The following is a 22367-nucleotide window of genomic DNA, read 5'->3' as shown; positions in this document are numbered from 1 at the left end:
CAGGAAGCCTCGAAGAGTCTAGCCCATCGGCCGAGGTGTAGTCGCATCGGCCGGGCCGCACCGACGGACACCTGTTCCCGCCGTTTTTCAGCCGGACCGCGGCACCAGGGTCATCAGCGTCGCCTCCGGGCGGCAGGCGAAGCGGATCGGGGCGTACGGCGAGGTGCCCACCCCTGCGGAGACATGCAGGGCGGCGGTGCGCCCGGCCGCGGAGTAGGACGACAGACCCTTGACCCGCCTCGTGTCCAGGTCGCTGTTGGTGACCAGCGCACCGAGGAAAGGTACGCACACCTGTCCGCCGTGGGTGTGGCCGGCGACCACCAGGTCATGGCCGTCGGCGACCATCGCGTCCAGCACCCGTCGATATGGTGCGTGCGTCACCCCGATCGCCACATCGACCGCGCTCCGGTCCACCGGTCCGGCCACCTCGACGTAGTGATCACGGTGCAGGTGGGCGTCGTCGGTGCCGCGGAAACCGAACCGCACCCCGCCGATCTCCACGGTGATCGAGCGGTGCGTGAGGTTCTGCCAGCCGGAGCCGGCGAAGGCGGTGTCCAGGTCTCGCCAGGGCAGCTCCTGCAGGTCGGGCGAGCGCGTGCTCGACGGTCGCACCAGATAGCGCAGCGGATTCTTGAACACCGGTGCGTAGTAGTCGTTGGAGCCCCAGACGTACACCCCCGGCACGTCGAGCAGGCGACCCAGGCTGCGGGCCACGAACGGCACGGCCTCCGGGTGGGCCAGGTTGTCACCGGTGTTGATCACCAGGTCCGGCTCGAGGGCGCCGAGCCGCGAGACCCACTCCTGCTTCGCCCGCTGCCCCGGGGTCAGGTGCAGGTCGGACAGGTGCAGTACCCGCACCGGGCCGGCGCCGGCCGGCAGCACCGGGACGGTGACCCGTCGTACGGTGAAGGCCTTCACCTCGTACAGACCGGCGTACGCGAGGCAGCCGGCACCCACCGCAGCGAGACCGAGGACGCCGCGGGCGACCCGCTGAGCAGGACTGGGGGAGGCGGACATGGCAGAAGGCTACAAGGGCGGGGACCGGCCGCCGGCACCCCGGCCGGAGAGATGGAAGACTGGTCCTCATGTCTTCTGCAGCAACACTGAAGGAGCGGTTGCGCTCCGACCTCACTGTCGCCATCAAGGAGCGGGACAAGGTCCGATCCGGCACCATCCGCATGGTGCTGGCCGCTCTCACCGAGGCGGAGGTCGCCGGGTCCACGGCCGTCGAGCTGTCGGAGCAGCAGGTGCTCGACGTGGTGATCCGCGAGGCGAAGAAGCGCCGGGAGGCCGAGGAGGCGTTCCGCGCTGCCGGGCGCGCCGAGCTGGCCGACAAGGAGCAGGCCGAGGCGGCGGTCCTGGCCGACTACCTACCGCAGCAGCTGAGCGCCGCCGAGATCACCGCTTTGGTCAGCACGGCCATCGAGCAGACCGGCGCGGCGGACCTGGGCATGCGGGGGATGGGCAAGGTGATGGGTGTGGTCACGCCGCAGACGAAGGGCAAGGCCGACGGCGGTGCCGTCGCGGCCGAGGTCAAGCGTCAGCTCGCCGCCCTGGGCTGACCGAGCGCGGCGCCACCGACGTCGCCTCCGGCCCGGACAGCCCGGGCGGCCGCACCACCGGCGGCGGCCGGACCACCCCGGCGGCCGGACCGCCCGGGTGGCGCCGTACTGCTAGCCGCCGCCCTCGTCGCTGTTCTTCTTGGCGTCGTCGCGTGCCTTCTTCTTCGCCGCGTCCTCGGCCTTCTTCTTCTTCGCCGCGTCCTCGGCCTTCTTCCTCGCCTCTTCCCGGGCCTTCTCCCGGGCCCGCTCCTGAGCCTTCTCCTGCGCCTTGCGCTGGGCCTCTCGCTGGGCCCGCACCTGCGGGTCCTCCTTGCCGTTGGACCGGACGAGATAGACAGTGGAGAACTGCGCCACCGTGCCGCCGCTCGGCGTGAAGCGCAGGAACGTCCCTTGCGGAGTGGTGCTGTAGGTGTAGCGGGTCACAACGGTGAAGCCCCGATCCCGGAGGAGCTTGGTGGCCTCGCTCACGCCGAGGGCGTTGAGGTTGGGCAGCTTCACCTGCTTGCCGCGCAGCACATTGCTGGACGGCTCCTGGAACTTCGTGGACGGGATGCCCTTCAGATAGGTCTCCATGGTGGGCTTCCAGATCTTGGCACCCGCGTCACCGCTGCCGGACCCCTCCAAGAAGGTGCCGCTGGGCAGCTTGTAGTTCTCGACGCCGTTGCGGCGGAAACCGGGCTTGCCCTTGATGAAAGGCTTCTGCTGGTTGTCGATGGAGATCATCGCCATCCCGACGATCTGTGGCGTGTAGCCGGCGAACCAGACCGCCTCGTCGTCGTCGATGGTGCCGGTCTTGCCGGCCTGCGGACGGCGATCAGCGGTCGCCACCCGCTGTCCGGTGCCCTTGGTCATCACGCTGGACAGCAGCTTGTTCATGCCATCAGCCACATCCTTGGAGATGACGCGCTCACAGTTGGCGCTCGGCGCTGCCAGCTCCGCGCCGTCACGGGAGGTGATCGAGTCGAGAATGATCGGGTTGCAGTGGATCCCGCGGGAGGCGAAGGTGGCGTACGCCTCGGCCATGGACAGCGGGCTGACCTCGACCGAGCCGAGGGTGAAGGACGGCTTGTCCTGATAGAAGTCGACCAGATCGATGTCCGGGCTCCCCAGCTTCACGCCGAGCTTCTCGGCCATCTTGACCACGTCGCACATGCCGGTGTCCAGCTCCAGCTGGACGTAATAGGTGTTCACCGATCGTTCCGTCGCGCGGTACATGTCCATCACGCCGTTGGTGCCGGTGGAGTTCTTCACCTTCCAGTCGCCGTAGACCTGCTCACGGCCCTTGCAGGACTGGTAGGGCTTGCCGGAGAAGTTCATTGTCGGCTTGGCGTCGTAGCGCTTGGTCAGGGGGATGCCCTTCTCCAGGGCGGCAGCCGCGGTGAACGCCTTGAAGGTCGATCCGGCCTGGTAGCCCTGGATGCCACCCATCGACGGCTCGACCGAGTAGTTCCAGTAGGTCTCGCCCTTCTTCGCGTCGCTGCCCATCACTGGCCGGCTCTGGGCCATCGCCTTGATCAGGCCGGTGCCCGGCTCGACCATGTTCATGGTGGAGATGACCGGGTCGGTGGGCTTGACCACCGCGCTGAGCTGCTTCTGGGCCTTGTCCTGGGTGTCGGGGTCGATGGCGGTCTTCACGGTGAGCCCACCGCGCTTGATCATGTTCTCCCGCTCCTCGACCGTCTTGCCGAGTCTCGGCGTGTTCTTGAGCGTCTTGTAGACGTAGTCGCACAAGAACGGGTAGCGCGTGCCGACGCAGCCGTTCCGGGTGGCCTTGACCTCACTCTTGTCGAAGCCGGACTTCTTGGCCGATGACAGTTCGGCGGCGCTGACCAGGTTGAGCTCGGCCATCCGGTTCAGCACCACGTCGCGCCGGTCGAGGGCAGCGCTCTTGTTGTTGACCGGGTTGTTGGTGTCCGGGTTCTGCACCAGCCCGGCGAGCATTGCCGCCTGGGCCAGCGTCAGCTCCTTGGCCGTTGTGGAGTAGTAGTGCCGTGCAGCGGCCTCCACGCCGTACGCGCCGTCGCCGTAGTAGGCGATGTTGAGGTAGCGCTCGAGGATCTCGTCCTTGGACAGCTTCTTCTCCAGCGCGATCGCATAACGGAGTTCGCGCACCTTGCGTTCGTACGTCGGCGCCTGCACGTCCTTGACGCACTGGGCATCGCCCTTGGCCTGGCAGGACTCGACCTGGACCATCTTCACGTACTGCTGGGTGATGGTGGACCCACCCTGGGAAACGCCGTCGGCCGCCTGGTTGCGCAAGAATGCGCGGGCCGTGCCTTTGATATCCAACGCGCCGTGCTCATAGAACCGGTGGTCCTCGATCGCGATCTGCGCCTGGCGCATGATCGGAGCGATCTTGGCCAGCGGGACATAGATTCTGTTCTCGTCGTAGAAGTAGGCCAGGGTGGACCCATCGGCGAGCAGCACCCGGGTGCGCTCAGCCTGCGGTGGGGTCGCCAGCTCGGCCGGGAGGTTGCTCATCTCGTTCGCCGCCGCCTTGCTGCTGACGCCGGCCAGACCCGCGAAGGGCACGAAGAGCCCGGCGATCAGCACGCCGGCGAGCACACTGACGACGACGAACATCCCCAGCGAGTAGAGAACGCTGCCGGCACGTTTAGGACTTAGGGGCATTGCAACAGGGTACGTGACGCCCCCGCGGCAATTGAAAATTTACGCCGCGTCGGATCACGAACTGGAAAATATGTATTCCGGTGTCTAGTCAGAGCCTCAACGCATTCGTACCATACGTAGTGCTGCGCCCCCGGAGTATCCGGGGAAACTCCTCGGGGTTGTGGCGTCAGAGAAGGGGGAGGAACTTGACTGCTATTCACCATGAGGACTGGACGGTGCACGCCAAGTGCAGGGGCATGGAGGACGCCCTGTTCCCAGAGGCGGCCGACCAGAAGAGAGCTCGTCTGCTCTGTTCGGGCTGTCCGGTGCGGTCCGAATGCCTGGCTGAAGCGCTGGATAACCGGATCGAGTGGGGTGTGTGGGGGGGCATGACCGAGCGGGAGCGCCGACTGCTGCTGCGGCAGCGGACGGACGTGGCGTCGTGGAGCTCAGTCCTGTGCGGAAAGCAGACGACCAACCCGGCGAAGTGACTCCAGATCGGTGACATCGGTGGGAAGCGCCTGGACCAGCGTCCGGGCGACTCCCGCGCGCGCTGACGAGAACCGGTCGAGCAGCGTCTTCTCTCGCTCGATCACCCGCATCAGCGCGGCGTGACGTTCCAGCGCCATCACCTCGAACGGGTTCTCCTCGCGGTCGAGGTCCTCGGCGAGGGCTAGAGCGCGTTCCGCCGACAGGTCGATCTCGCTGCTGTGCACACGGTTGATGACCACCCCGGACAGCGGCATGCGTTCCTCGCTCAGCCGGTCGACGAAGTACGCCGCCTCCCGCAGGGAGTCGCGCTCGCCGGTGGCGACCACCAAGAAGGTGGTGTGGCTCGAGCTGAGCAGGTCGAACGTCTCCTCCGCGCGCTGCCGGAAGCCGCCGAAGAGGGCCTCGAACGCGGTGACGAATGTCTGCACGTCGGTGATGATCTGCGAGCCCAGCACCTTGTTCATGGCCGACGACACGAGGTTGAACCCCACGCTCATCAGCCGGAACGGACCCCGTGCGGGAGCGAGCAGCAGCCGCAGGAACCGACCGTCCAGCAGCGAGCTGAGGTGCTCGGGGGCGTCCAGGAAGTCCAGCGCGGAGCGGGCCGGCGGGGTGTCCACGACGATCAGGTCCCAGCCATGCTCGGTCTCGGCCTGGGCGTGAAGCTGCCCCAGCTTCTCCATCGCCATGTATTCCTGCGTGCCCGCGAACGACGACGAGAGCGCCTGGTAGAAGGGGTTCTGCAGGATCTGTTGAGCCTTGTCGGGGGTGGAGTGGGCGACCACGACATCGTCGAAGGTCCGCTTCATGTCGAGCATCATCGCGTCCAGGCTGCCGCCCGCGCTGGTGTCGATCCCGGTCACCGGCCGTGGGGTGTTGTCGAGCTCGCCCAGCCCGAGTGACTGAGCCAGCCGGCGGGCCGGGTCGATGGTCAGCACCACCACCTTGCGGCCGGCCTCGGCGGCGCGGACGGCCAGGGCGGCGGAGATGGTGGTCTTGCCCACGCCACCGGATCCGCAGCAGATCGCGATGGTGGTGTCCGGGTCGGCGATGACCTGGTCGATGTCGAGGAACGGCACCGCCATCACGCCACCTCCGCCGGCAGCTGCTCGCTGAGCTGGTCGGCGACCGCGAACAACGCCGCCTCGTCGATCCCGGCTGCGTCGAACCGCACCTCGACCAAGGGCTTGCCGAACGTCTCCAGGGTGGCGTGCCGCTCCTGCTCGGACAGAATCCGCGCTGCCTCGGCCGCGAACTCCGCCGCCAGCGCCTTGCTCTGCGCGGCGCCGAGCTGCGGCACCGCCAGTTTGATGTCGCCTCGGGCGGCTCGCTCCAGGTCCGCGCGCTCCAGGCCGGTCTCGGTGACCATGTTGGCGATCACCGTACCCACCTTGATCTGGGTGGGGGCGAGGTCGGCGATGGCCTCCTCGGTCTCGGTGACCGGCATGTCCTCCAGCAGGGTGACGATGTGCACCACGGTGGTCGCCGATCGGAGCAGCCGCATGATGGAGTCGGCCTGGGACCGGATCGGGCCCATCTTGGCCAGTCCGGCGACCGCCTCGTGGACGTTGAGGAACTGCGCGATCCGACCTGTCGGCGGTGCGTCCAGGACGACCGCGTCGTAGGCCCCCGGCCGGTCCCGGATACGCCGGCGCACCGCTTCGTAGACCTTCCCGGTCAGTAGGACGTCTCGCAGGCCCGGGGCGATGGAGGTGGCGAAGTCCACCGCACCGAACTTGTCGAGTGCCTTGCCGGCGAGGCCCAGGTGATAGAAGGTCTCCAGATATTCCAGCAGTGCGTCCTCGGCGTCGATCGACAGCCCGAAGACCTGCCCACCGGACGGCGTACGGCACAGCCGGCGCTCCTCGTCCCCGACCAGGGGAGAGGTCTCGAACAGCTCGGAGATGCCGTGGCGACCCTCCACCTCACACAGCAGCACCCGCCGGCCCTCGGTCGCCAGCGCTATCGCCAGCGCGGCGGCGACTGTCGTCTTGCCGGTGCCGCCCTTGCCGGTGACGAGGTGCAGGGTGTGCAACGGCCCCGCGCCCGGGCCCGGTGGGGTCGTCGGGCGCGCTCGCGCGGTCGACCGGGAAGTGCTGCGGGTGGTGTTCGCTGCGGTGGGCCGGCGGGCAGCGGGGCTCACTGGCCGCTCCTGCGGGCAGCAGGCACACCGCAGGACGTCATGGGTCGATGGTAGTCGGTGGCCGCGAGCGGATCGGTGCCCGGCTCGGCAGATCAGCGCGTCCCGCGACCCGGCCCGCCAAAGGCGAGGTGGAGGTCGCCGGGCATAGTGGGGGCACCGTTTCTGACGAAGGAGTCATCTCGTGGTCGACGTCCAGCGCACCTTTGTGGTCAACCAGCCGGTCCCGGTGGTGACCGACTATCTCCGCGACTTCACTCACAGCCAGCAGTGGGACCCCGGGTCGCGGTCGTGCCGACAGACCAGTGAGGGGCCCGTCGACGTGGGCAGCACCTGGGTCACGACCACCGAGGCGCTGGGACGTGAGATCGAGCTGGACGTGACCCTGACGGCTGCCGAGAACGGGCACCTGACCTTCGTCGGGACGAACAAGAACGCCACAGTCACCCAGGACATGCTGCTGCTGGCCGAGGGGGACGACCGCACGGTGGTCAACTACCGGCTGAACGTGTCCTTCAACGGGTTGGCCAAGCTCGCCCAACCTGTGGTGCAGCGCGAGCTGGACCGGGTGGCCGACGACATCGTGGAGCAGCTGACCACCAATCTGGGCAGCTAAGTGCGAACTGACTACTCACTCGACGACGACCCCGGCCGCGTCGACCTGGAGGTGGTCTGGTCGTTCCTGTCCCAGCAGGCTTACTGGGGACGATGGCGCACCCGCGCCGACGTGGAAGCGCAGGTTCGTTCTGCCTGGCGGGTCGTCGGCGTGTATTCGCAGCATGACAAGGCCATGGTCGGCTTCGCGCGGGCAACCTCCGACGGCGTCGCCCTGGCCTATCTCGCTGACGTGTTCGTCCTCCCTGAGCACCGCGGCCAAGGCCTGGGTCGCGCGCTGGTTGCCGCGATGATCGAGGCGGGGCCGGGTGCAGACTTCCGCTGGCTCCTGCACACTTCCGACGCCCATGGCCTGTATGCCACCTTCGGCTTCGCCCCGCCGGATTCGACGCTGTTGGAGCGGCCGAGCGCCCGCCCCAAGCTTGGGCCACCGTCGTCCTGACCGACGAAACGAAGCGCCGTGCGGGCGTACGCACAAGATGAGGGAGGCTCGTGGGCTGTCCATCGGTCCCCCTCGCCGGCTGCCTCCGGGTGCGAGCAGGGGGTGGCAAGACTTTCCGCCAGGTCAGCACCGGAGACCATCTCGATAGGGTGTGGCCATGACTAAATGGGAGTACGTGACAGTGCCCGTCCTGGTGCACGCGACCAAGCAGATCCTCGACAACTGGGGTGCCGACGGCTGGGAGCTGGTGCAGGTCGTCCCCGGCATGAACACCGAGAATCTGGTGGCCTACTTCAAGCGCCCGCTCGCCTCCGGGGCGGATGCGTGAGTGATGCCGCTGCCCGGCTCGCCGAGCTCGGCCTGACCCTCCCGTCGGTGGCGACGCCGCTCGCGGCGTACGTCCCGGCGGTGCGCTCCGGCGACCTGGTGTTCACCTCCGGGCAGTTGCCGACGGTTGACGGCACGCTGGTGCATGCCGGCAAGGTCGGTGCCGAGGTGTCGGTCGACGACGCGGTGGCCTGTGCCCGGGTGGCGACCTTGAACGCGCTGGCGGCGGTCAGCGCCCAGGTCGGTGGGCTCGACCAGATCGCGGCGGTGGTCAAGCTGGTCGTGTTCGTGGCGGCGGCTCCCGACTTCACCGGTCATCCGGGCGTGGCCAACGGGGCTTCGTTGCTGCTGGGTGAGATCTTCGGCGATGCCGGTCGACACGCCAGGAGTGCGGTCGGCGTCGCCTCCCTGCCGCTCGACGCCCCGGTGGAGCTGGAGCTGGTGGTCCGGGTGGCCGCCCAACCGGTTCTGCAGCCGGTCTGAATCTCGTGCCTGCCCCGGAGCCCACGGACACCACGTCGACCGACGTGCTCCGTGGGTTCCGCCCGGAGGTACCGCCGGCGCTTGTGGCCCGGGTCGAGGCCCGGCGGCCGGGCGACCCGATCGCCGTGGCTCGTCGGTCGGCCAGCGTGGTGCTGGTCCGTGACGGCGTTGCCGGGCTCGAGACGTACCTCCTCCACCGGCACGCTCGGATGAGCTTTGCGGCGTCGATGGTCGTGTTCCCAGGGGGAGGCGTGGACCCTGTCGATGACGAGGCACCAGACCCGCTGCGGGCCTGTGCGGTCCGCGAGACGGCGGAGGAGACCGGCGTGGTGCTGGCGGCCGAAAGCCTGCGACCGTGGGCGCACTGGGTGACGCCGGAGCCGGAGCCGCTCCGCTACGACACGATGTTCTACGTCGCGGCCCTACCGCCGGGGCAGGTGGCCGCGGACCTCTCGGGCGAGACGGACCGGGCGAGCTGGACCCGTCCCGCCGACGCGCTGGCCGAGGCCGCGGCGGGAGCGATCGGCTTGATGCCGCCCACGTCGTCCATTCTGACCGAGCTCGCGGCGTGTGCAACGGTGGCGGATCTGATGGCGCTGACCGCCGGTCGCCGGATCGCTCTGGTCCTCCCGCGGGTGCGGCGCGCCGCCGATGGCTGGTTCTTCGACTACGGGTCGGCGGTCGGCGATGACTGACGCTGAGCCGGTTCGCGCCGGGCTGGCGGCCGGCGTGCGGCTGGTCCGAGCCGCCAACCCCGGGCCGATGACCTTGTCGGGAACCAACACCTGGTTGCTCGGTGACCCCGCCGGGCCGGTGGTGGTGGTCGACCCCGGGCCGCTGGACGAGGCCCACCTGACCGCGATCATGACCGCAGCGCCGGCCGGGATCCAGGCGGTGCTGCTGACCCACCGACATGCCGACCACTCCGCTGCCGCCGCGACCTTGGCGAAGCGGGCCGGGTGCCCGGTCCGTGCTGCCGATCCGGCGTTCCGGGTCGGACTCGAGGGACTGCGCGACGATGACCGGCTTCGGGTCGGCGCATTCGGGCTGCAGATCGTGGCCACGCCCGGTCATACCTCCGACTCCGTGTCCGTGCTGGTGCAGCTGCCGGTCGACGGTTGCTACCTGCTCAGCGGTGACACCGTGCTCGGCCGCGGGACCACGGTGATCGCCATGCCCGACGGCGACCTCGGGGCGTACCTCACCTCACTGGACCGGCTCGAGAAGGTTGTGACCAGCCACGCGGTGGCGGCGATTCTGCCCGGTCACGGGCCGGTGGTCACCGATCCGCTCGAGCGGCTGCAGGCCTACCGGGAGCACCGGATGAAGCGGCTCGACCAGGTCCGCGCCGCTGTCGCCGCCGGTGACCGGACCCCCGAGGAGGTGGTGGCACGGGTCTACGCCGACGTGGACCGCTCGGTCTGGTCGGCGGCGGAGCAGTCGGTGGCAGCGCAGCTGGCGTACCTGCAGCGGCCGGAGCGCTCGTCAGGCCGCACCTGACGGTCGGGCTTGTAGGCTTTCCCATCGTCATGGCCATTCACAAGCTGCTGCTCTACTACGCGTTCGCCCCGCTGGCCGACCCCATCGCCGTGCGGCTGTGGCAACGTGAGCTGTGCGAGCGGCTGGGGCTGAAGGGTCGCATCCTCATCTCCACCCATGGGCTCAACGGGACGGTCGGGGGCGAGGTCGCCGCCGTCAAGCAGTATGTCCGCAGCACCCGCCAGCATCCCGCGTTCGCCGCTATGGATGTGAAGTGGAGTGACGCCGACGGCACCGAGTTCCCACGGCTGAGCGTGAAGGTCCGCGACGAGGTGGTGACGTTCGGCGCCCCGGACGAGCTGCAGGTCGACGCCGGCGGGGTGGTCCAGACAGGGCGGCGCCTCACCCCTGAACAGGTGCACGAGCTGGTCGCCAGCCGTGGGGACGAGGTGGCGTTCTTCGACGGGCGCAACCGATTCGAGGCCGAGATCGGCCGCTTCCGGGGGGCCGTGGTGCCCGCGGTCGACACCACCCGCGACTTCGTCGCCGCGCTGGACAGTGGCCGCTACGACGACCTCAAGGACCGGCCGGTGATCACCTACTGCACCGGCGGGGTGCGCTGCGAGGTGCTGTCCTCGATGATGATCAAGCGCGGCTTCTCCGAGGTCTACCAGATCGACGGCGGCATCCTGCGCTACGGCGAGGCCTTCGGCGACCACGGCCTGTGGGAGGGGTCCCTCTACGTCTTCGACAACCGGATGAAGATCACCTTCTCCGACGACGCCGCCGTGATCGGACACTGCGAGCTGTGCAACGGCGCCACCGATGCCTACCGCGACTGCGTCGCTGCACAGTGCAAGGGGCGGGCTCTGCTCTGCGACGACTGCGCGCCGGACCCGCGCTGCGCCGACCACCGCTGACTCTGCTCGGGGGCGACCCGAACGCGGCGACTCGCAGCCGCTTCATGGAGATCGCACAGGTTCCGCACAGCGTGGGGCCGCACTGTCGAGCACATGAGCACACCGAGTGAGCAGACAGGTCTGACCACGCCGCCGTTCGGCGGACACCGGGTCGCGGAGACGGCCACCGGCGCCCAGAGTGGGCCGAACTTCCTTCCCGGCACCGGCCAGTACGCCGCTCAGGGCCCAGCCGCCGAAGGCTTCGGCGGATACGCCGCCACCCCTCTCGGGTCTGTGGGAGCCGTCGGACCGCTGCCCGGGGGCCCGCCCCGGCAGCCGAAGCGTCGAGTGGCTGGCCTGGTCGTAGCCGCCTGCCTGTCCGCAGTGATCGGGGCCGGCACCGGCATCGGCTCCTATGCCTACGTCACCGCCGACGGCCCGGCGGGGTCTCCCATCAGCGTCACGACAGCCCCGGCCGCGGACAGTCCCGCGCTGGACGGAACGATCAGCGCGGCCGCGGCCAAGATCGCACCCTCAGTGGTCACGATCACGGTCGAGGCGGGCAACAGTGGTGATATCGGCACCGGGGTCGTTCTGGACACCGCCGGCCACATTCTGACCAACAACCACGTGGTGGAGGCCGCCGCCCGGTCCGGCACAGTCACCGTCACCCTGTCCGACGGGGCGAGCGCCAAAGCCAGCATCGTCGGCACCTCGCCGTCCAACGACCTCGCGGTGATCAAGGTCGACGGGGTGGACGACCTCACGCCGGCGGTGTTCGCCACGTCCTCGTCGGTGCAGGTCGGCCAGGCTGTGGTGGCCACCGGTGCACCGCTCGGTCTGTCGGCGACTGTCACCAGCGGCATCGTCTCCAACACCGCCCGACCCGTACGCTCCGGCGACGACAACGATGCGGTATATCTGGCGGTCCAGACGGACACGGCGATCAACCCGGGCAACTCCGGTGGCCCACTGGTCGACCTCAACGGGGCCGTCGTCGGCATCAGCTCCTCGATCGCCAGCACCGGGTCGGCCCAGGGTTCTGCGAGCCAGTCGGGCAACATCGGCATCGGGTTCGCCATCCCGGCCGACGTGGCCAGTCGGGTGGCGGCCGAGCTGATCTCGACCGGCACGTCGACCGACGCAGCCATGGGCGTGACCGTCGGCGGCAGCGATGCCCAACCGTCCACGGCGCGCGGCGTGACGCTGCGGAGCGTGGTCAGCGGGGGAGCGGCCGACCGGGCGGGTCTGCGGGCGGGCGACGAGGTCACCCGGGTGAATGACTTCTCCACCACCACAGCGGACGCTCTGATCGCGGCCACCCGCTTCTACGCCCCGGGCACCACCGTGCACCTGAGCTACACCCGCGACGGCGCCAGCTTGACCACTGAGGTGAAGCTCGGCTCCAGCTGAGCGGACTCCGGCGGGTCGGCTGAACATCAACGAGGCCCCCTCCCCGGTGGGGGAGGAGGCCTCGTCGATGTCCTCGACCGCTCAGCGGGCGCGGCGCTCGACCCGTTCGACGTCGATCAAGGTGACTGAGCGCGGCTCCAGCCGAATCCAGCCTCGAGCGGCGAAGTCGGCCAGGGCTTTGTTCACCGTCTCGCGGGAGGCGCCGACCAGCTGCGCCAGCTCCTCCTGGGTCAGGTCGTGGTGCACGTGCACCCCGTCGTCACGGGTGTCGCCGAAGCGCTTGGCCAGGTCGAGCAGGGCCTTGGCCACCCGCCCGGGCACATCGGAGAACACCAGGTCCGCGACCACGTCGTTGGCTCGGCGGAGACGGGCGGCGAGCTGGCCGAGCAGACCCAGCGCCACCTCCGGCCGACCGGTGAGCCAGTTCATCAGCTCCTCGTGCTCCAGGGTGCGCAGCTCGCACGGCGTCACCGCAGTCGCCGTGGTCGAGCGCGGGCCCGGGTCGAAGACCGACAGCTCACCGAACATCTGACCCGGCCCCAGCACTGCCAGCAGGTTCTCGCGGCCGGCCGACCCGCTGCGGCCCAGCTTCACCTTGCCACTGACCACCACGTAGAGCCGGTCTTCGGCGTCGCCCTCGTGAAACAGCACCTGGCCCCGAGTCAGCTTGATGGTTCCCATCGCGGCCGAGAGCGCGGAGGCGGCCTCGTCCTCAAGCCCGGCGAACAACGGGGCTTGTTTCAACACTTCGGGATCCACGCGACCTCCTGCACTAACGACTACCGACGCCGTAAGGCTACCGTCGATAACGAGGGTGTGGCGCGCATCACCCCCCGGGGTGGGCCGGCGGGCGACGGTGTAAGCGGTCAGCGGCGGTGCCGCGCGTCATACCAGTCCAGCACCCGGAGCGCCCGCAATGTGTTCCAGCGGCTGGGGGCGCCGTCCCCCTCTTCCAGGGCGAAATGGACGGCGCCTGGATGCGTGTTCTCCAGCAGCCATCGACCGTCGGCTTGCTGTTTGGTCCGGACGCGTTCGGCGGCTTCGGCCATCCGGTCGTCCGGATCCGCGCCGGTTGCGCGGAAGTAGTCCAGCGCTCGAAGCACGTCGTAGTGCCACCAGGTGGGGAAGGAGAAGCGCAGCCAGTCGGGGTCGACGACCTCCCCGGTGCTCAGCCGGTGGAACAGCCGACGCTGCAGCAGGTATTCCTCGCCCCGGCCGCGCGCTTCGACGGCTCTGGGCGAGCCGCCGGTCCGCTGTTCGTGCTCCAGCAACCCGTCGAGCACGCAGATGGTGGAGTGGAAGGACGACCTCACCGATCCGTTCTCGGCTTCGCAGTTCCAGCCTCCGTCGGCGAGCTGCTCGTCGAGCAGGCGGGCGACGATGTCGTCGACGTCCACGCCGAAGTAGGCGCCGACGGCGACCGTCCGGCCATTGATGCAGGGCTCCACCTCGCCGGCGAAGAACTCCTGGCCGTCGTGTTCCCACCGGCACGTCTGACCCACCAGCCCGACCGCCTCCTGGACGTACGCATCCGCTGGGTCCACCCCGAGCTCGCGCAGCAGCGTCAGGGTGGGGAAGGTGGAGGTCCACGGCTGACCAGCCGAGAAGTCCCCGCTGAAGTCGGCCGGGAAGCAGGCACCACCGGCCCACTGTCCGTCATCGTCGCGCAGCGCCAGCAGCCGGGCGCCCCAACCTTGCGATGCGACGCGGCGCCGTTCGGCAGCGACCTCCTTGGCGGATGCCTCGGTCAGGTCCCGCAGCACCTGCCAGCGCAGGGCGGGGTCGGCGTCGAGCAGCCAGTCGAGAACTATCACGTCTGCACGCTAGCGGCGCCGTCGCCCCGGCGACAGAGTTACGTTCACCGCGCGATCGGATGACCACCGCCCAGGGGCTGGCGATGCCCGACGACGGGGCCAGCGGCGGCTACTTCGAAGACGCCGGCGTCATCCCTGGTGACGTCCGAAGACGTACGCGATGACCTGGGGATCCGCTGAGGTCAGCCGCAGCACCTCCTCGCCTTCGTCGCAGCGGCACAGTGACAGGGTCACCCACGCACCCGCCGCTTCGGCGCCGGCGCCGACTTCCCGCCAGGTTCCACCGAAGGTCTCCCATCGGCGCAGGGTGTCGATGGTGTGATCGGCGTGGCCGGTGCTGGTGCTCGGCCCCTCGGTCAGCTGCATCGTCCCTGCTCAGCTACCGCGGCAGGGTGGCGGCCGGTCGGCCGGTGCCGTGATCGTGGTCGGGGCCGTGGTCGGTCGGACCGGCGAACGACGACGGGTCCACGACGGCGACGAGGTAGCGCAGCCGGAGCACCTCGGAGTCGAAGTAGCTGGGCCCGTTGCGCCGCCCGATCACCAGTGACCTGCGGGGGGTGATGGGCTCGACCAGCACGGCGGTCTGGCCGGCGTTCGTGCCGCGGGATCGGTCGCCCGGCACAGCCGAGGGGACCTGGAACCGGGCCGGGGCGGTGCACTCGCCGAGCGTGCGGAAGAAGGGGTCGTCGGGGGCCAGCGTGGTGCGGTCGACCACCCGCCGGGACCCGACCGCGATCAGCGCCGCCCAGGATGAGCGGAAGATCACCGGAGCGGACTGCAACAGGATGTGGCCGGCGCGCTCGGGCCTGGCCGTCATCTCCTTGAGCGCGGTCAGGTCGGCCTCGATGCCGCCGCCTCGGGCGTACGGTCGGCTCAGCTTCAACCGCACGCCGGGCACCTGCGCGCAGAGCGCGGCCAGGCGGTCGGGAGAGTCGCCGCGCAGATCGACGATCAGGTCATTGACGATCATCCCAGGCCGCCGCTCCGCGATCTGGATCGACTGGATGTCGACACCGCCGCGTCCGAGCGCCGTGGCGAGCGACCCCAGGGACCCCGGTCGGTCCGGCATGCTGACCCGTAGCCAGTGCATCGGCCTCCGATCTGAACCCGGGTGGACGAGCCCCGTGAGCCAGAGACTCACTTCCGGCGGCTCTACGCTGACGGTATCCCTCGCCGCCGATCCGCGCGGACGATTCGGTGCAGCGATCCGTCAGCTCCCGTGCAGGACGCGACGCAGGTATTCCTTGCGCTCAAGCGGGTTGTCGTCCGAGCGAGGCCTGGTCGGTGCGGCGCCGGACACCGGTGCGTACCCGTCGAGCTCGGACTCGAAGACCCCCTCGCCATGGGTACGCGAGGGCAGCTGCCGCTGGACGCCGGTGACCTCGGTGGCCGGAAGCACGCCGTCCACGGAGAACCAGTCGCCCGACACCACCGGTGGTTGCGGCACTGCTCGGTGCGCGGCCAGCAGACTGAGCACCGCCGAGAGTGCGTCGGCCGGCCCGTCGAGCCGGAAGCGGTTCACCGGCTCGCAGACAACGGTTCCGGCCTGGCGCAGCGCTGCCATGACGACCAGCGGTGTCAGCTTGCGGAAGTCGCCCGACGTGGTGCCCGGTGAGGTGTACCCGGAGTCGGTCATGGTCACCGTGCAGTCAGGGACCCGCCAGCCCGCCAGTCCTTGGGTCAACGTGGTGCGGACATACTCGGTCATGGCCTCGGCGAAGGCGTCGACGCGCTTGTAGACGTACAGCGGGATGCTGGTGAGCTCGACGGCCAGTCGAAGTCGGATGCCACTGCCGACCGGCGCCGGTCCCAGCTCCAGTCCCACGGTGGCGAGGAACGGGTTGCCGGGTCCGTGCAGCTGCTCCGCCGCGCGGCCGGTATCGGTCAGCCGCTCGATGCAGATCGGCGTGGTCTCGCGGAACTCGACGGCGATCCCGAACTCGGTGGTCAGCGTGTGCTCGAGCACCTCTTTCTGGACCTCGCCGTAGAGGGACACATAAAGCTCCTGGCGCCGGTCGTCTTGGCGTACGTCGATCAGCGGATCCTGCTCGGCCAGCTGCGTCAACGCGCGGTGCAGTGCCGCTTGCTGGCCGGGGAACCGGGCGACGACTGCGGTCTCCAACGCCGGCGGAGCGAACATGTGCTCGGAGCTGCGATGTTGGCTCGCCCCGATCCGATCGCCGACGCGGACACCGGTCAGCCCGACGAGCTGGGCGATCTCGCCGGCATGCGCCTGGGTCCGCTCGACCGCCGCAGTGCCCTCGAAGACGCGCACCCCGGTCACAGTCCCGGCCGACCCCTCCCCGAACGCCAGTCGCTGGCGGATCCGCACCGTGCCGGCCCGCAGATCGACGTACGCCAGCTGCTCGCCTGCCGGAGCCCCGTCCACCTTGAACACCGTCCCGCTGGGCCGTTCGGCCGGATCGCGCCGCGCTGCCGGCAGCCAGTCGGCCAGCGCAGCCATCAGCGCGGCCACGCCCGAACCGGTCGCTGCCGAGCCACAGAAGAGCGGGTGCGCCTGCGCCGCTGCGGTCTGCCTGGCCAGCGTGGCGGCCAGCGCCTGCGGCGTGCGGCCGTCGGGACGGTCGTCCACGGCGGCGCTCAGCAGCATCTCGTCGTGGTCCACGAGGATCTCGGTCAGTGCGTCCAAGAAGTCGAGGTCGTCAGGAGCGTACGGGCAGAAGTCCGCCATCCGGGTGCCGGCCCTGACGACCTGGCCCATGGGTACGACGTCGGGGCTCAGCCGACCGCGGATGGCGGTGAGCACTCGGTCCGGGTCCGCACCCGTCCGGTCGATCTTGTTGACGAAGATCAGCGTCGGCACCTGCAGGCGGCGCAGCGCGCGCATCAGCACCACCGTCTGGGACTGGACGCCTTCGACGGCGGACACGACCAGGACGGCGCCGTCGAGCACGCCGAGGAGGCGGTCCACCTCGGCAATGAAGTCCGGATGGCCAGGCGTGTCGAGCAGGTTGACCCGCACGCCCGCGACCTCGAAGGTGGCGACGGCTGCGCGGATGGTGATGCCGCGCGAACGTTCGAGCGCCAGCGAGTCGGTCTGGGTGGTGCCGCGGTCCACACTGCCGAGGGTGTCGATGACCCCCGCGGTGTGCAGCAGTCGTTCGGTGAGGGTCGTCTTACCGGCGTCGACGTGCGCCAGCACCCCCAGGTTGAGCTTCTTCACGTGTTCGGTCCTCGAAGTCGGTGGGAACAGGGCTGAGGCACACGAACAGTTGGCGCATCGGAGTTCCTTCGACGGGGACCGGGAGGGTCCACCCCAGCAGACGCCGCTGGGAATCGCAAGCGATTTTTCGGTGGGGGGAGCTCCGTCATCGAGTGTTATCTCGTGCGTATCGCGATATATCGTGATACGCTCTCTCCATAACCTAGTGAAGGAGTACAGATGTCATACGACATGGAAGGCCGTAGTTATGACGGCCAGCACGGTCCCGGACTCGACGACCGGCGGCGCCGCGGCCGCGGGCACCACCACCGCGGTGGACGGGGCGAGGAACATGGCCGCGGCGGACGCGGCGAGGAACATGGCCGCGGCGGACGCGGGCACGGCGGTCCCGACCACGAGGTCGGTCCGCGTCGTGACCGCCGTGGTGGCGGGCGCGGGCGAGCGCAGCGCGGTGACGTACGTATCGCCACGCTCCTGCTGCTCGCCGAGAGCCCGATGCACGGCTACCAGATCATGCAGGCGATGGCGGATCGCACCGACGGTGCCTGGCGGCCGAGTCCCGGCGCGATCTATCCGACGCTGGCCCAGCTCGAGGACGAGGGCCTGGTCACCACTCAGGTCGACGGGGGCCGCAAGCTCGTGACGCTCACCGTCGAAGGTCAGGCCCACGTCGCGGAGCAGCGCGACGCCTGGGGGGACCCGTTCGGTCAGGTCGCCGGCCAGGCTCCAGGGCCTGACCTGCGGGGACCGTTGCACGAGCTGCACACAGCCGCCCGCCTGGTGGCGACCTCGGGAACGCCGGAGCAGGTCCAGGCCGCGACTGCGGTGCTGACACAGGCGCGTCGCGCGCTCTATCTGATCCTGGCCGGTGAAGCCGGTGAAGCCGGTGAAGCCGGTGAAGCCGCGCCCGACGCTTAGTAGGCGCCTGCGGCAACAGCCCGAAGGATCTCGGCGACATCGAGCTGGTGGCTGCCGCGCAGCTGCACGGCGTCCCAGCGCAGCTCGAGGACAGCGGTGCGCTGGTCGGCATTCAGCGGGAACGTCAGCGAGTGGGTCCCGTGTAGGAGCAACGTCTCGCCATCCCATCCCACACCGTGCGCTCCTGGCCCGAACTCCAGCTCGGTCGGCCGCCCGTCGATCGTCAGCTGCAGGTCGTACGACCCCGGTCGCGGGTCACGGAAGTCGACGAGTGAGTCCTCCCTCCAGGTGATCAGATCCTGGTAGGCGTCATAGGCGTCGGTCCGCTCGCAGGCGAGGTGCACCGATATCCAGCACCGGTCGGGGGTGGCCAGGACCGAGTTGAGGAAGACCTCACCGCGGTCGCCGGTGGCGATGACGGCATCGCAGTTGGCGATGGTCACGGGGTGCTCGGCGAACCACACGGGGTGGGTCAGCATCGTCGCCCTCCGGTTCTTCGCAGGTCCGCGTCCGAGTCCGGCTCCAGGCTCGGCCCCAGGCTGGTGATGACCGACCATCCGGGCCCAGCCTTCGCGCCGCTCATGGGCCCCATCTCGACCTCGAGGGATGCATAGGCTGCCGACGGCCCCGAGTCCGGTCCGCACTCCAGCAACGTAGCACCGCCCGAAGGCGCGGCGGGGGCGTCGCGCCAAGGTGCGGGTGCTGCGGTGGTGAGCGCCCGGGCGCGTACGGTAGCCACGCTAGGCCAGACATCAGCACGGAGGAGATCAGTCAGTGGAACAGCCAACGGCCATCGACGCGATGACGGGTGCGGCACCGCCCGCGACCGGACCTGCAGACCTGGTCGACGCGCTGCCGGACGCCGCCACCTTGGACCAGATGCAGCTGGCCCGGGACCAGTTCGCTCCGTTCATGATGCAGTACAAGTTCGGCATCGACGAGATCATGACCAAGATCTCGATCTTGCGCGAGGAGTTCGAGCAGACCCATGCGTACAACCCGATCGAGCACGTCACGTCACGACTGAAAACCCCCGAACGGCTGATGGCCAAGATCATCCGCAAGGGCTGCCCCGCCACGTTCGACAGCATCCGCGAGTCCATCACCGACATCGCCGGCGTACGCATCGTCTGCAGCTTCATCTCCGACACGTATCTGATGTTCGACCTGCTGAGCAGCCAGGACGACGTGACTGTGCTGGAGGTGAAGGACTACATCGCGAACCCGAAACCCAATGGATACAAGAGTCTGCACGCCATCGTGGAAGTGCCGGTCTTCCTGTCCGACGGGCCGCGCCCGGTGGTGGTCGAGCTGCAGGTCCGGACGATCGCGATGGACTTCTGGGCAAGCCTGGAGCACAAGATCCACTACACCTACCGCAACGACGTCCCGCCGGGGATGCTCGAGCAGCTCACCGAGGCTGCCGGTGCGGCGTACACCCTCGACGCCACCATGGAAGCCCTGCACCGCAAGGTCCAGGGCATCGACCCTCGCCCCGAGGGCTGATCCGGTCGCCACGCTCGGAGCCACCCGGTGATCAGCAAGCGCCCAGGAATGCATCCAGCTGATCCAGAGTCGGCCAGGCCCTCGGCGATCCCCACGGCGAGCCGACGGTAGCGGGATCTTGCTGCTCTACAAGCACACGGTTGTAGGTCAGACCTCCGGTGGGGGAGTGACAAGAGGCTGGTCGAGGCCGATCACCTGACCGGTTGGATCGGTGACGTAGCGCCCGTTGGTCAGGTCGAGCAGCACCAGCGTGTTGCCGAACGGGTCAGCGACCACCGCGAGCTGACCGACCGGGATGGGAGTCGGCTCGACGACCACCTGACCACCGGCGGCCAGCACGGACTCGACCGCGTCAGGCACCGACGTGACCAGCCAGTTCGGTGTGTAGTCGAGGGTGGTGCTGAGCACCAACTCGGTTTCGCTGTCGGGCAGTCGCAGTCCCGCCTGCCCCCGCGTGTCGTCGCGCCACAGCAGCTCGTGGCCGAGCCGGTCGCGATAGAAGGCGAGGCCCTGGTCGAGGTCGGGAACCGGAACCGTGACCGCGTCGACGGATCGGAGCAGCGGAAGGTCACTCATGTCGCCATGGTGCACCGTGCCGCCCACGATCGCCACGCCACGGCGCGCCGCGTCGCCGTTACCGCTGCGCCAGTACCGCTGTTCTGGTGCATCCGGCTGTTATGGCCAGCGGGGCCGGTGGCGACCGGGCTACGCTGCGGGCAACGTCGCGTGTCGATGGCGGTCTGCGTCAGGCATGGAGGCGTCGACGTCGAGAGGTGGCCGCGCCATCGTCGAGCAGAACCGTGGGGTGCCCTCTGGTACCCCTGACCCAGAGACCGACCGCATCCTTGCGTGGGGCGACGAGCTCCGCGCGGTCCACGACCGACTGCGCCAGGCACTCGAGATCACCCGGAGCGCCCTGGAGGGCGACGTCGCCACCGGCGGCACCGATCCGGCGCGGGAGCTGCTGCTGTATTGCCGAGGATTCTGCGTCGCTCTGGCCGGGCACCACCAGGGCGAGGACACGTCGCTGTTTCCGGCGCTGCTGCGGGCCAGACCCGATCTCGCCGGCACGGTGGCCAAGCTGAGCCAGGATCACGCCATGATCAGCCATCTGTTGGGCACGCTGGAGCACGCCGTCGAGACCGGCGCCGGAAGTGCTGAGAAGCTGAGGCAGCTCGACGGCATCGCGGCCATCATGGAAAGCCACTTCCGTTATGAGGAACGCGCCTTGACCGACGTGTTGAACGCCACCAGTGACCTCGGCCAGGACCGGAGCAGGCACCTGGGCCCGATCGCCTGATGTACCGCCTCAGGCCCGTAGGTCTCGACGCCACTGATCCGGCGATGTCGGGTCAGTGGTGCTCGCGGTTCTTCTTGCTGCTCGTCAACTTCAGCGATCCAGGGTGGGCGTGGGCGGTGGGATCGTTCTTACTCCTGATCAAGCTCGCCACCACGGTGATGAAGAGCACGACGACAATGACGCCGAGGCTCACAAGGGTGGGGATCTCGGGGACTGCGGTGCTGATGTCCACGTGCAGCCAGTGCAGCACCAGCTTGATCCCGATGAAAGCCAGGATGATCGACAGTCCGGTGGACAGATAGACCAGCCGGTCGAGCAGACCCTGGACCAGGAAGAACAGCGCTCGAAGACCCAGCAGGGCGAACGCGTTCGCGGTGAACACGATGAACGGCTCACTGGTGATACCGAACACGGCGGGGATCGAGTCCAAGGCGAACAGGAGGTCGATGCTGCCGATGGCGATCAGGACCAGGAACAGCGGCGTGAACATCCGGCGGCCGTCGATCCGCGTCGCGAGCTTTCCGCCCACGTAGTCGTCGGTGATCGGCAGGAGCCGCCGGGCGATCTTCACCACGGTGTTGTCCTCGATGTCGGGGTCTTCGTCTCGGTGGCGAAACAGCTGGACCGCGGTGAAGATCAGCAACAGACCGAACAGCAGGAACACCACCGAGAACGCTGACAGCAGCGCGGCGCCGACGGCGATGAAGATCGCCCGCATGATCAGCGCCAGGGCGATCCCGAAGGTCAGCACCTTGTGCTGGTGCTTCGCGGGCACGGCGAAGGTGGTCATGATGAGGACGAAGACGAAGAGGTTGTCGACCGACAAGCTCTTTTCAACCAGGTAGCCCGTGAAGAACTCAGTCCCAGGCCCGCTGCCGTAGGCGAGGGTGAACCAGATCCCGAAGGCGACGGCGACGGCCACGTAGAACACCGACTGGCCGGCGGCTTCCTTGAAGCCGACCTTGTGCGGCCGGAGTGCGGCGAGCAGGAGGTCGGCGGTCAGAAGGGCAATGACCAGACCGATGGTCACCCCCCAGACCAGTGGGCTGATGTCGAGCATGGGGGCTCCTCGTCGGGTTGGGTCGGGCGATCGGGTCCGGCGCGTGGCGAGGAATCCAGTGTGACCACAAGCGCGTGCCTGAGGCGGCGGACCTGAGTCAGTCGAGGCCGCTTCCTTGGCGAG

26 protein-coding genes are annotated in these 22367 nt (G+C 68.9%); 13 read left to right on the top strand and 13 right to left on the bottom strand.

What is annotated here, in order from left to right:
* Nucleotides 1-87 precede the first annotated feature (87 nt).
* Complete coding sequence (locus AC1XX3_RS10980; RefSeq protein WP_483321130.1) at nt 88-1017, bottom strand: metallophosphoesterase; 930 nt, start codon at nt 1015-1017, stop codon at nt 88-90.
* Nucleotides 1018-1085: 68 nt separating this feature from the next.
* Here AC1XX3_RS10980 and AC1XX3_RS10975 point away from each other — a divergent pair, with 68 nt between their 5' ends.
* The gene (locus AC1XX3_RS10975) at nt 1086-1562 is read left to right on the top strand and encodes a GatB/YqeY domain-containing protein (RefSeq protein WP_483321129.1); all 477 of its coding nucleotides are present in this window, start codon (nt 1086-1088) and stop codon (nt 1560-1562) included.
* Between the two features lie 111 nt (nt 1563-1673).
* On the opposite strand, the gene AC1XX3_RS10970 is transcribed toward AC1XX3_RS10975, so the two are convergent.
* Nucleotides 1674-4193: a transglycosylase domain-containing protein gene (locus AC1XX3_RS10970; RefSeq protein WP_483321128.1), complete on the bottom strand. Its 2520-nt coding sequence runs from the start codon at nt 4191-4193 to the stop codon at nt 1674-1676.
* A 185-nt stretch (nt 4194-4378) separates the two neighbouring features.
* Here AC1XX3_RS10970 and AC1XX3_RS10965 point away from each other — a divergent pair, with 185 nt between their 5' ends.
* The gene (locus AC1XX3_RS10965) at nt 4379-4663 is read left to right on the top strand and encodes a WhiB family transcriptional regulator (protein WP_483321127.1); all 285 of its coding nucleotides are present in this window, start codon (nt 4379-4381) and stop codon (nt 4661-4663) included.
* Here the strand turns inward: AC1XX3_RS10965 and bagB are convergent.
* A complete protein-coding gene (gene bagB / locus AC1XX3_RS10960; RefSeq protein ID WP_483321126.1) occupies nt 4622-5749 on the bottom strand; it encodes an ATPase BagB in 1128 nt (375 codons plus the stop codon). The genes AC1XX3_RS10965 and bagB overlap by 42 nt on opposite strands.
* On the bottom strand, nt 5749-6807 hold the full coding sequence (bagA, locus tag AC1XX3_RS10955; protein ID WP_483321125.1) for an ATPase BagA: 1059 nt from the start codon (nt 6805-6807) through the stop codon (nt 5749-5751). The genes bagB and bagA overlap by 1 nt, the downstream gene beginning before the upstream one ends.
* A 181-nt stretch (nt 6808-6988) precedes the next feature.
* Here bagA and AC1XX3_RS10950 point away from each other — a divergent pair, with 181 nt between their 5' ends.
* From AC1XX3_RS10950 to AC1XX3_RS10915, 8 genes are all read left to right on the top strand, one after another.
* On the top strand, nt 6989-7420 hold the full coding sequence (locus AC1XX3_RS10950) for an SRPBCC family protein (protein ID WP_483321124.1): 432 nt from the start codon (nt 6989-6991) through the stop codon (nt 7418-7420).
* Nucleotides 7421-7861: a GNAT family N-acetyltransferase gene (locus tag AC1XX3_RS10945; protein ID WP_483321123.1), complete on the top strand. Its 441-nt coding sequence runs from the start codon at nt 7421-7423 to the stop codon at nt 7859-7861.
* Nucleotides 7862-8018: 157 nt separating this feature from the next.
* Complete coding sequence (gene sp36 / locus AC1XX3_RS10940) at nt 8019-8189, top strand: Sp36 family protein (protein WP_483321122.1); 171 nt, start codon at nt 8019-8021, stop codon at nt 8187-8189.
* Nucleotides 8186-8671 carry a RidA family protein gene (locus AC1XX3_RS10935; protein ID WP_483321121.1) on the top strand — a complete coding sequence of 162 codons (486 nt, stop codon included), beginning with the start codon at nt 8186-8188 and terminating at the stop codon, nt 8669-8671. The genes sp36 and AC1XX3_RS10935 overlap by 4 nt, the downstream gene beginning before the upstream one ends.
* 5 nt (nt 8672-8676) lie before the next feature.
* A complete protein-coding gene (locus AC1XX3_RS10930; protein WP_483321120.1) occupies nt 8677-9366 on the top strand; it encodes an NUDIX hydrolase in 690 nt (229 codons plus the stop codon).
* Complete coding sequence (locus AC1XX3_RS10925; protein ID WP_483321119.1) at nt 9359-10171, top strand: MBL fold metallo-hydrolase; 813 nt, start codon at nt 9359-9361, stop codon at nt 10169-10171. The genes AC1XX3_RS10930 and AC1XX3_RS10925 overlap by 8 nt, the downstream gene beginning before the upstream one ends.
* A gap of 29 nt (nt 10172-10200) precedes the next feature.
* On the top strand, nt 10201-11070 hold the full coding sequence (gene trhO / locus AC1XX3_RS10920; protein ID WP_483321118.1) for an oxygen-dependent tRNA uridine(34) hydroxylase TrhO: 870 nt from the start codon (nt 10201-10203) through the stop codon (nt 11068-11070).
* A gap of 93 nt (nt 11071-11163) precedes the next feature.
* Nucleotides 11164-12462 (top strand): S1C family serine protease, encoded by a 1299-nt coding sequence (locus AC1XX3_RS10915; RefSeq protein WP_483321117.1) that lies wholly within the window; start codon nt 11164-11166, stop codon nt 12460-12462.
* Nucleotides 12463-12543: 81 nt separating this feature from the next.
* Here the strand turns inward: AC1XX3_RS10915 and AC1XX3_RS10910 are convergent, their stop codons facing one another.
* The 6 genes from AC1XX3_RS10910 to AC1XX3_RS10885 all read right to left on the bottom strand — a co-directional run bounded on the left by AC1XX3_RS10910 (nt 12544) and on the right by AC1XX3_RS10885 (nt 17961).
* Nucleotides 12544-13221, bottom strand: coding sequence for a Crp/Fnr family transcriptional regulator (locus tag AC1XX3_RS10910; protein ID WP_483321116.1), 678 nt, complete (start codon nt 13219-13221; stop codon nt 12544-12546).
* Between the two features lie 107 nt (nt 13222-13328).
* The gene (locus AC1XX3_RS10905; RefSeq protein WP_483321115.1) at nt 13329-14276 is read right to left on the bottom strand and encodes a hypothetical protein; all 948 of its coding nucleotides are present in this window, start codon (nt 14274-14276) and stop codon (nt 13329-13331) included.
* Nucleotides 14277-14405: 129 nt separating this feature from the next.
* Complete coding sequence (locus tag AC1XX3_RS10900; protein WP_483321114.1) at nt 14406-14642, bottom strand: hypothetical protein; 237 nt, start codon at nt 14640-14642, stop codon at nt 14406-14408.
* A gap of 13 nt (nt 14643-14655) precedes the next feature.
* Nucleotides 14656-15366: an ACT domain-containing protein gene (locus AC1XX3_RS10895; protein ID WP_483321113.1), complete on the bottom strand. Its 711-nt coding sequence runs from the start codon at nt 15364-15366 to the stop codon at nt 14656-14658.
* 120 nt (nt 15367-15486) lie between these two features.
* Nucleotides 15487-17460: a GTP-binding protein gene (locus AC1XX3_RS10890; RefSeq protein WP_483321112.1), complete on the bottom strand. Its 1974-nt coding sequence runs from the start codon at nt 17458-17460 to the stop codon at nt 15487-15489.
* Nucleotides 17461-17682: 222 nt separating this feature from the next.
* Nucleotides 17683-17961 (bottom strand): hypothetical protein, encoded by a 279-nt coding sequence (locus tag AC1XX3_RS10885; RefSeq protein ID WP_483321111.1) that lies wholly within the window; start codon nt 17959-17961, stop codon nt 17683-17685.
* A gap of 21 nt (nt 17962-17982) precedes the next feature.
* On the opposite strand from AC1XX3_RS10885, the gene AC1XX3_RS10880 reads away from it, so the two are divergent.
* A complete protein-coding gene (locus AC1XX3_RS10880; protein ID WP_483321110.1) occupies nt 17983-18378 on the top strand; it encodes a PadR family transcriptional regulator in 396 nt (131 codons plus the stop codon).
* Here the strand turns inward: AC1XX3_RS10880 and AC1XX3_RS10875 are convergent.
* Complete coding sequence (locus AC1XX3_RS10875; protein ID WP_483321109.1) at nt 18375-18857, bottom strand: hypothetical protein; 483 nt, start codon at nt 18855-18857, stop codon at nt 18375-18377. The two genes, AC1XX3_RS10880 and AC1XX3_RS10875, sit on opposite strands and share 4 nt — an antisense overlap.
* Before the next feature lie 295 nt (nt 18858-19152).
* On the opposite strand from AC1XX3_RS10875, the gene AC1XX3_RS10870 reads away from it, so the two are divergent.
* Complete coding sequence (locus tag AC1XX3_RS10870; RefSeq protein WP_483321108.1) at nt 19153-19884, top strand: GTP pyrophosphokinase; 732 nt, start codon at nt 19153-19155, stop codon at nt 19882-19884.
* A gap of 147 nt (nt 19885-20031) precedes the next feature.
* On the opposite strand, the gene AC1XX3_RS10865 is transcribed toward AC1XX3_RS10870, so the two are convergent.
* Nucleotides 20032-20460: a VOC family protein gene (locus tag AC1XX3_RS10865; protein WP_483321107.1), complete on the bottom strand. Its 429-nt coding sequence runs from the start codon at nt 20458-20460 to the stop codon at nt 20032-20034.
* 229 nt (nt 20461-20689) lie between these two features.
* Between AC1XX3_RS10865 and AC1XX3_RS10860 the strand changes: the two genes are divergently transcribed.
* Entirely contained in the window at nt 20690-21184 is a 495-nt protein-coding gene (locus AC1XX3_RS10860; protein WP_483321106.1) for a hemerythrin domain-containing protein, read from the top strand.
* Nucleotides 21185-21236: 52 nt separating this feature from the next.
* On the opposite strand, the gene AC1XX3_RS10855 is transcribed toward AC1XX3_RS10860, so the two are convergent.
* Nucleotides 21237-22244: a TerC family protein gene (locus tag AC1XX3_RS10855; RefSeq protein ID WP_483321105.1), complete on the bottom strand. Its 1008-nt coding sequence runs from the start codon at nt 22242-22244 to the stop codon at nt 21237-21239.
* Nucleotides 22245-22367 lie beyond the last annotated feature (123 nt).

The organism is Microlunatus sp. M237 (assembly GCF_056896895.1).
Note: the sequence above shows the minus strand (reverse complement) of the source record. Positions and strands in the feature narration are given on the sequence as shown.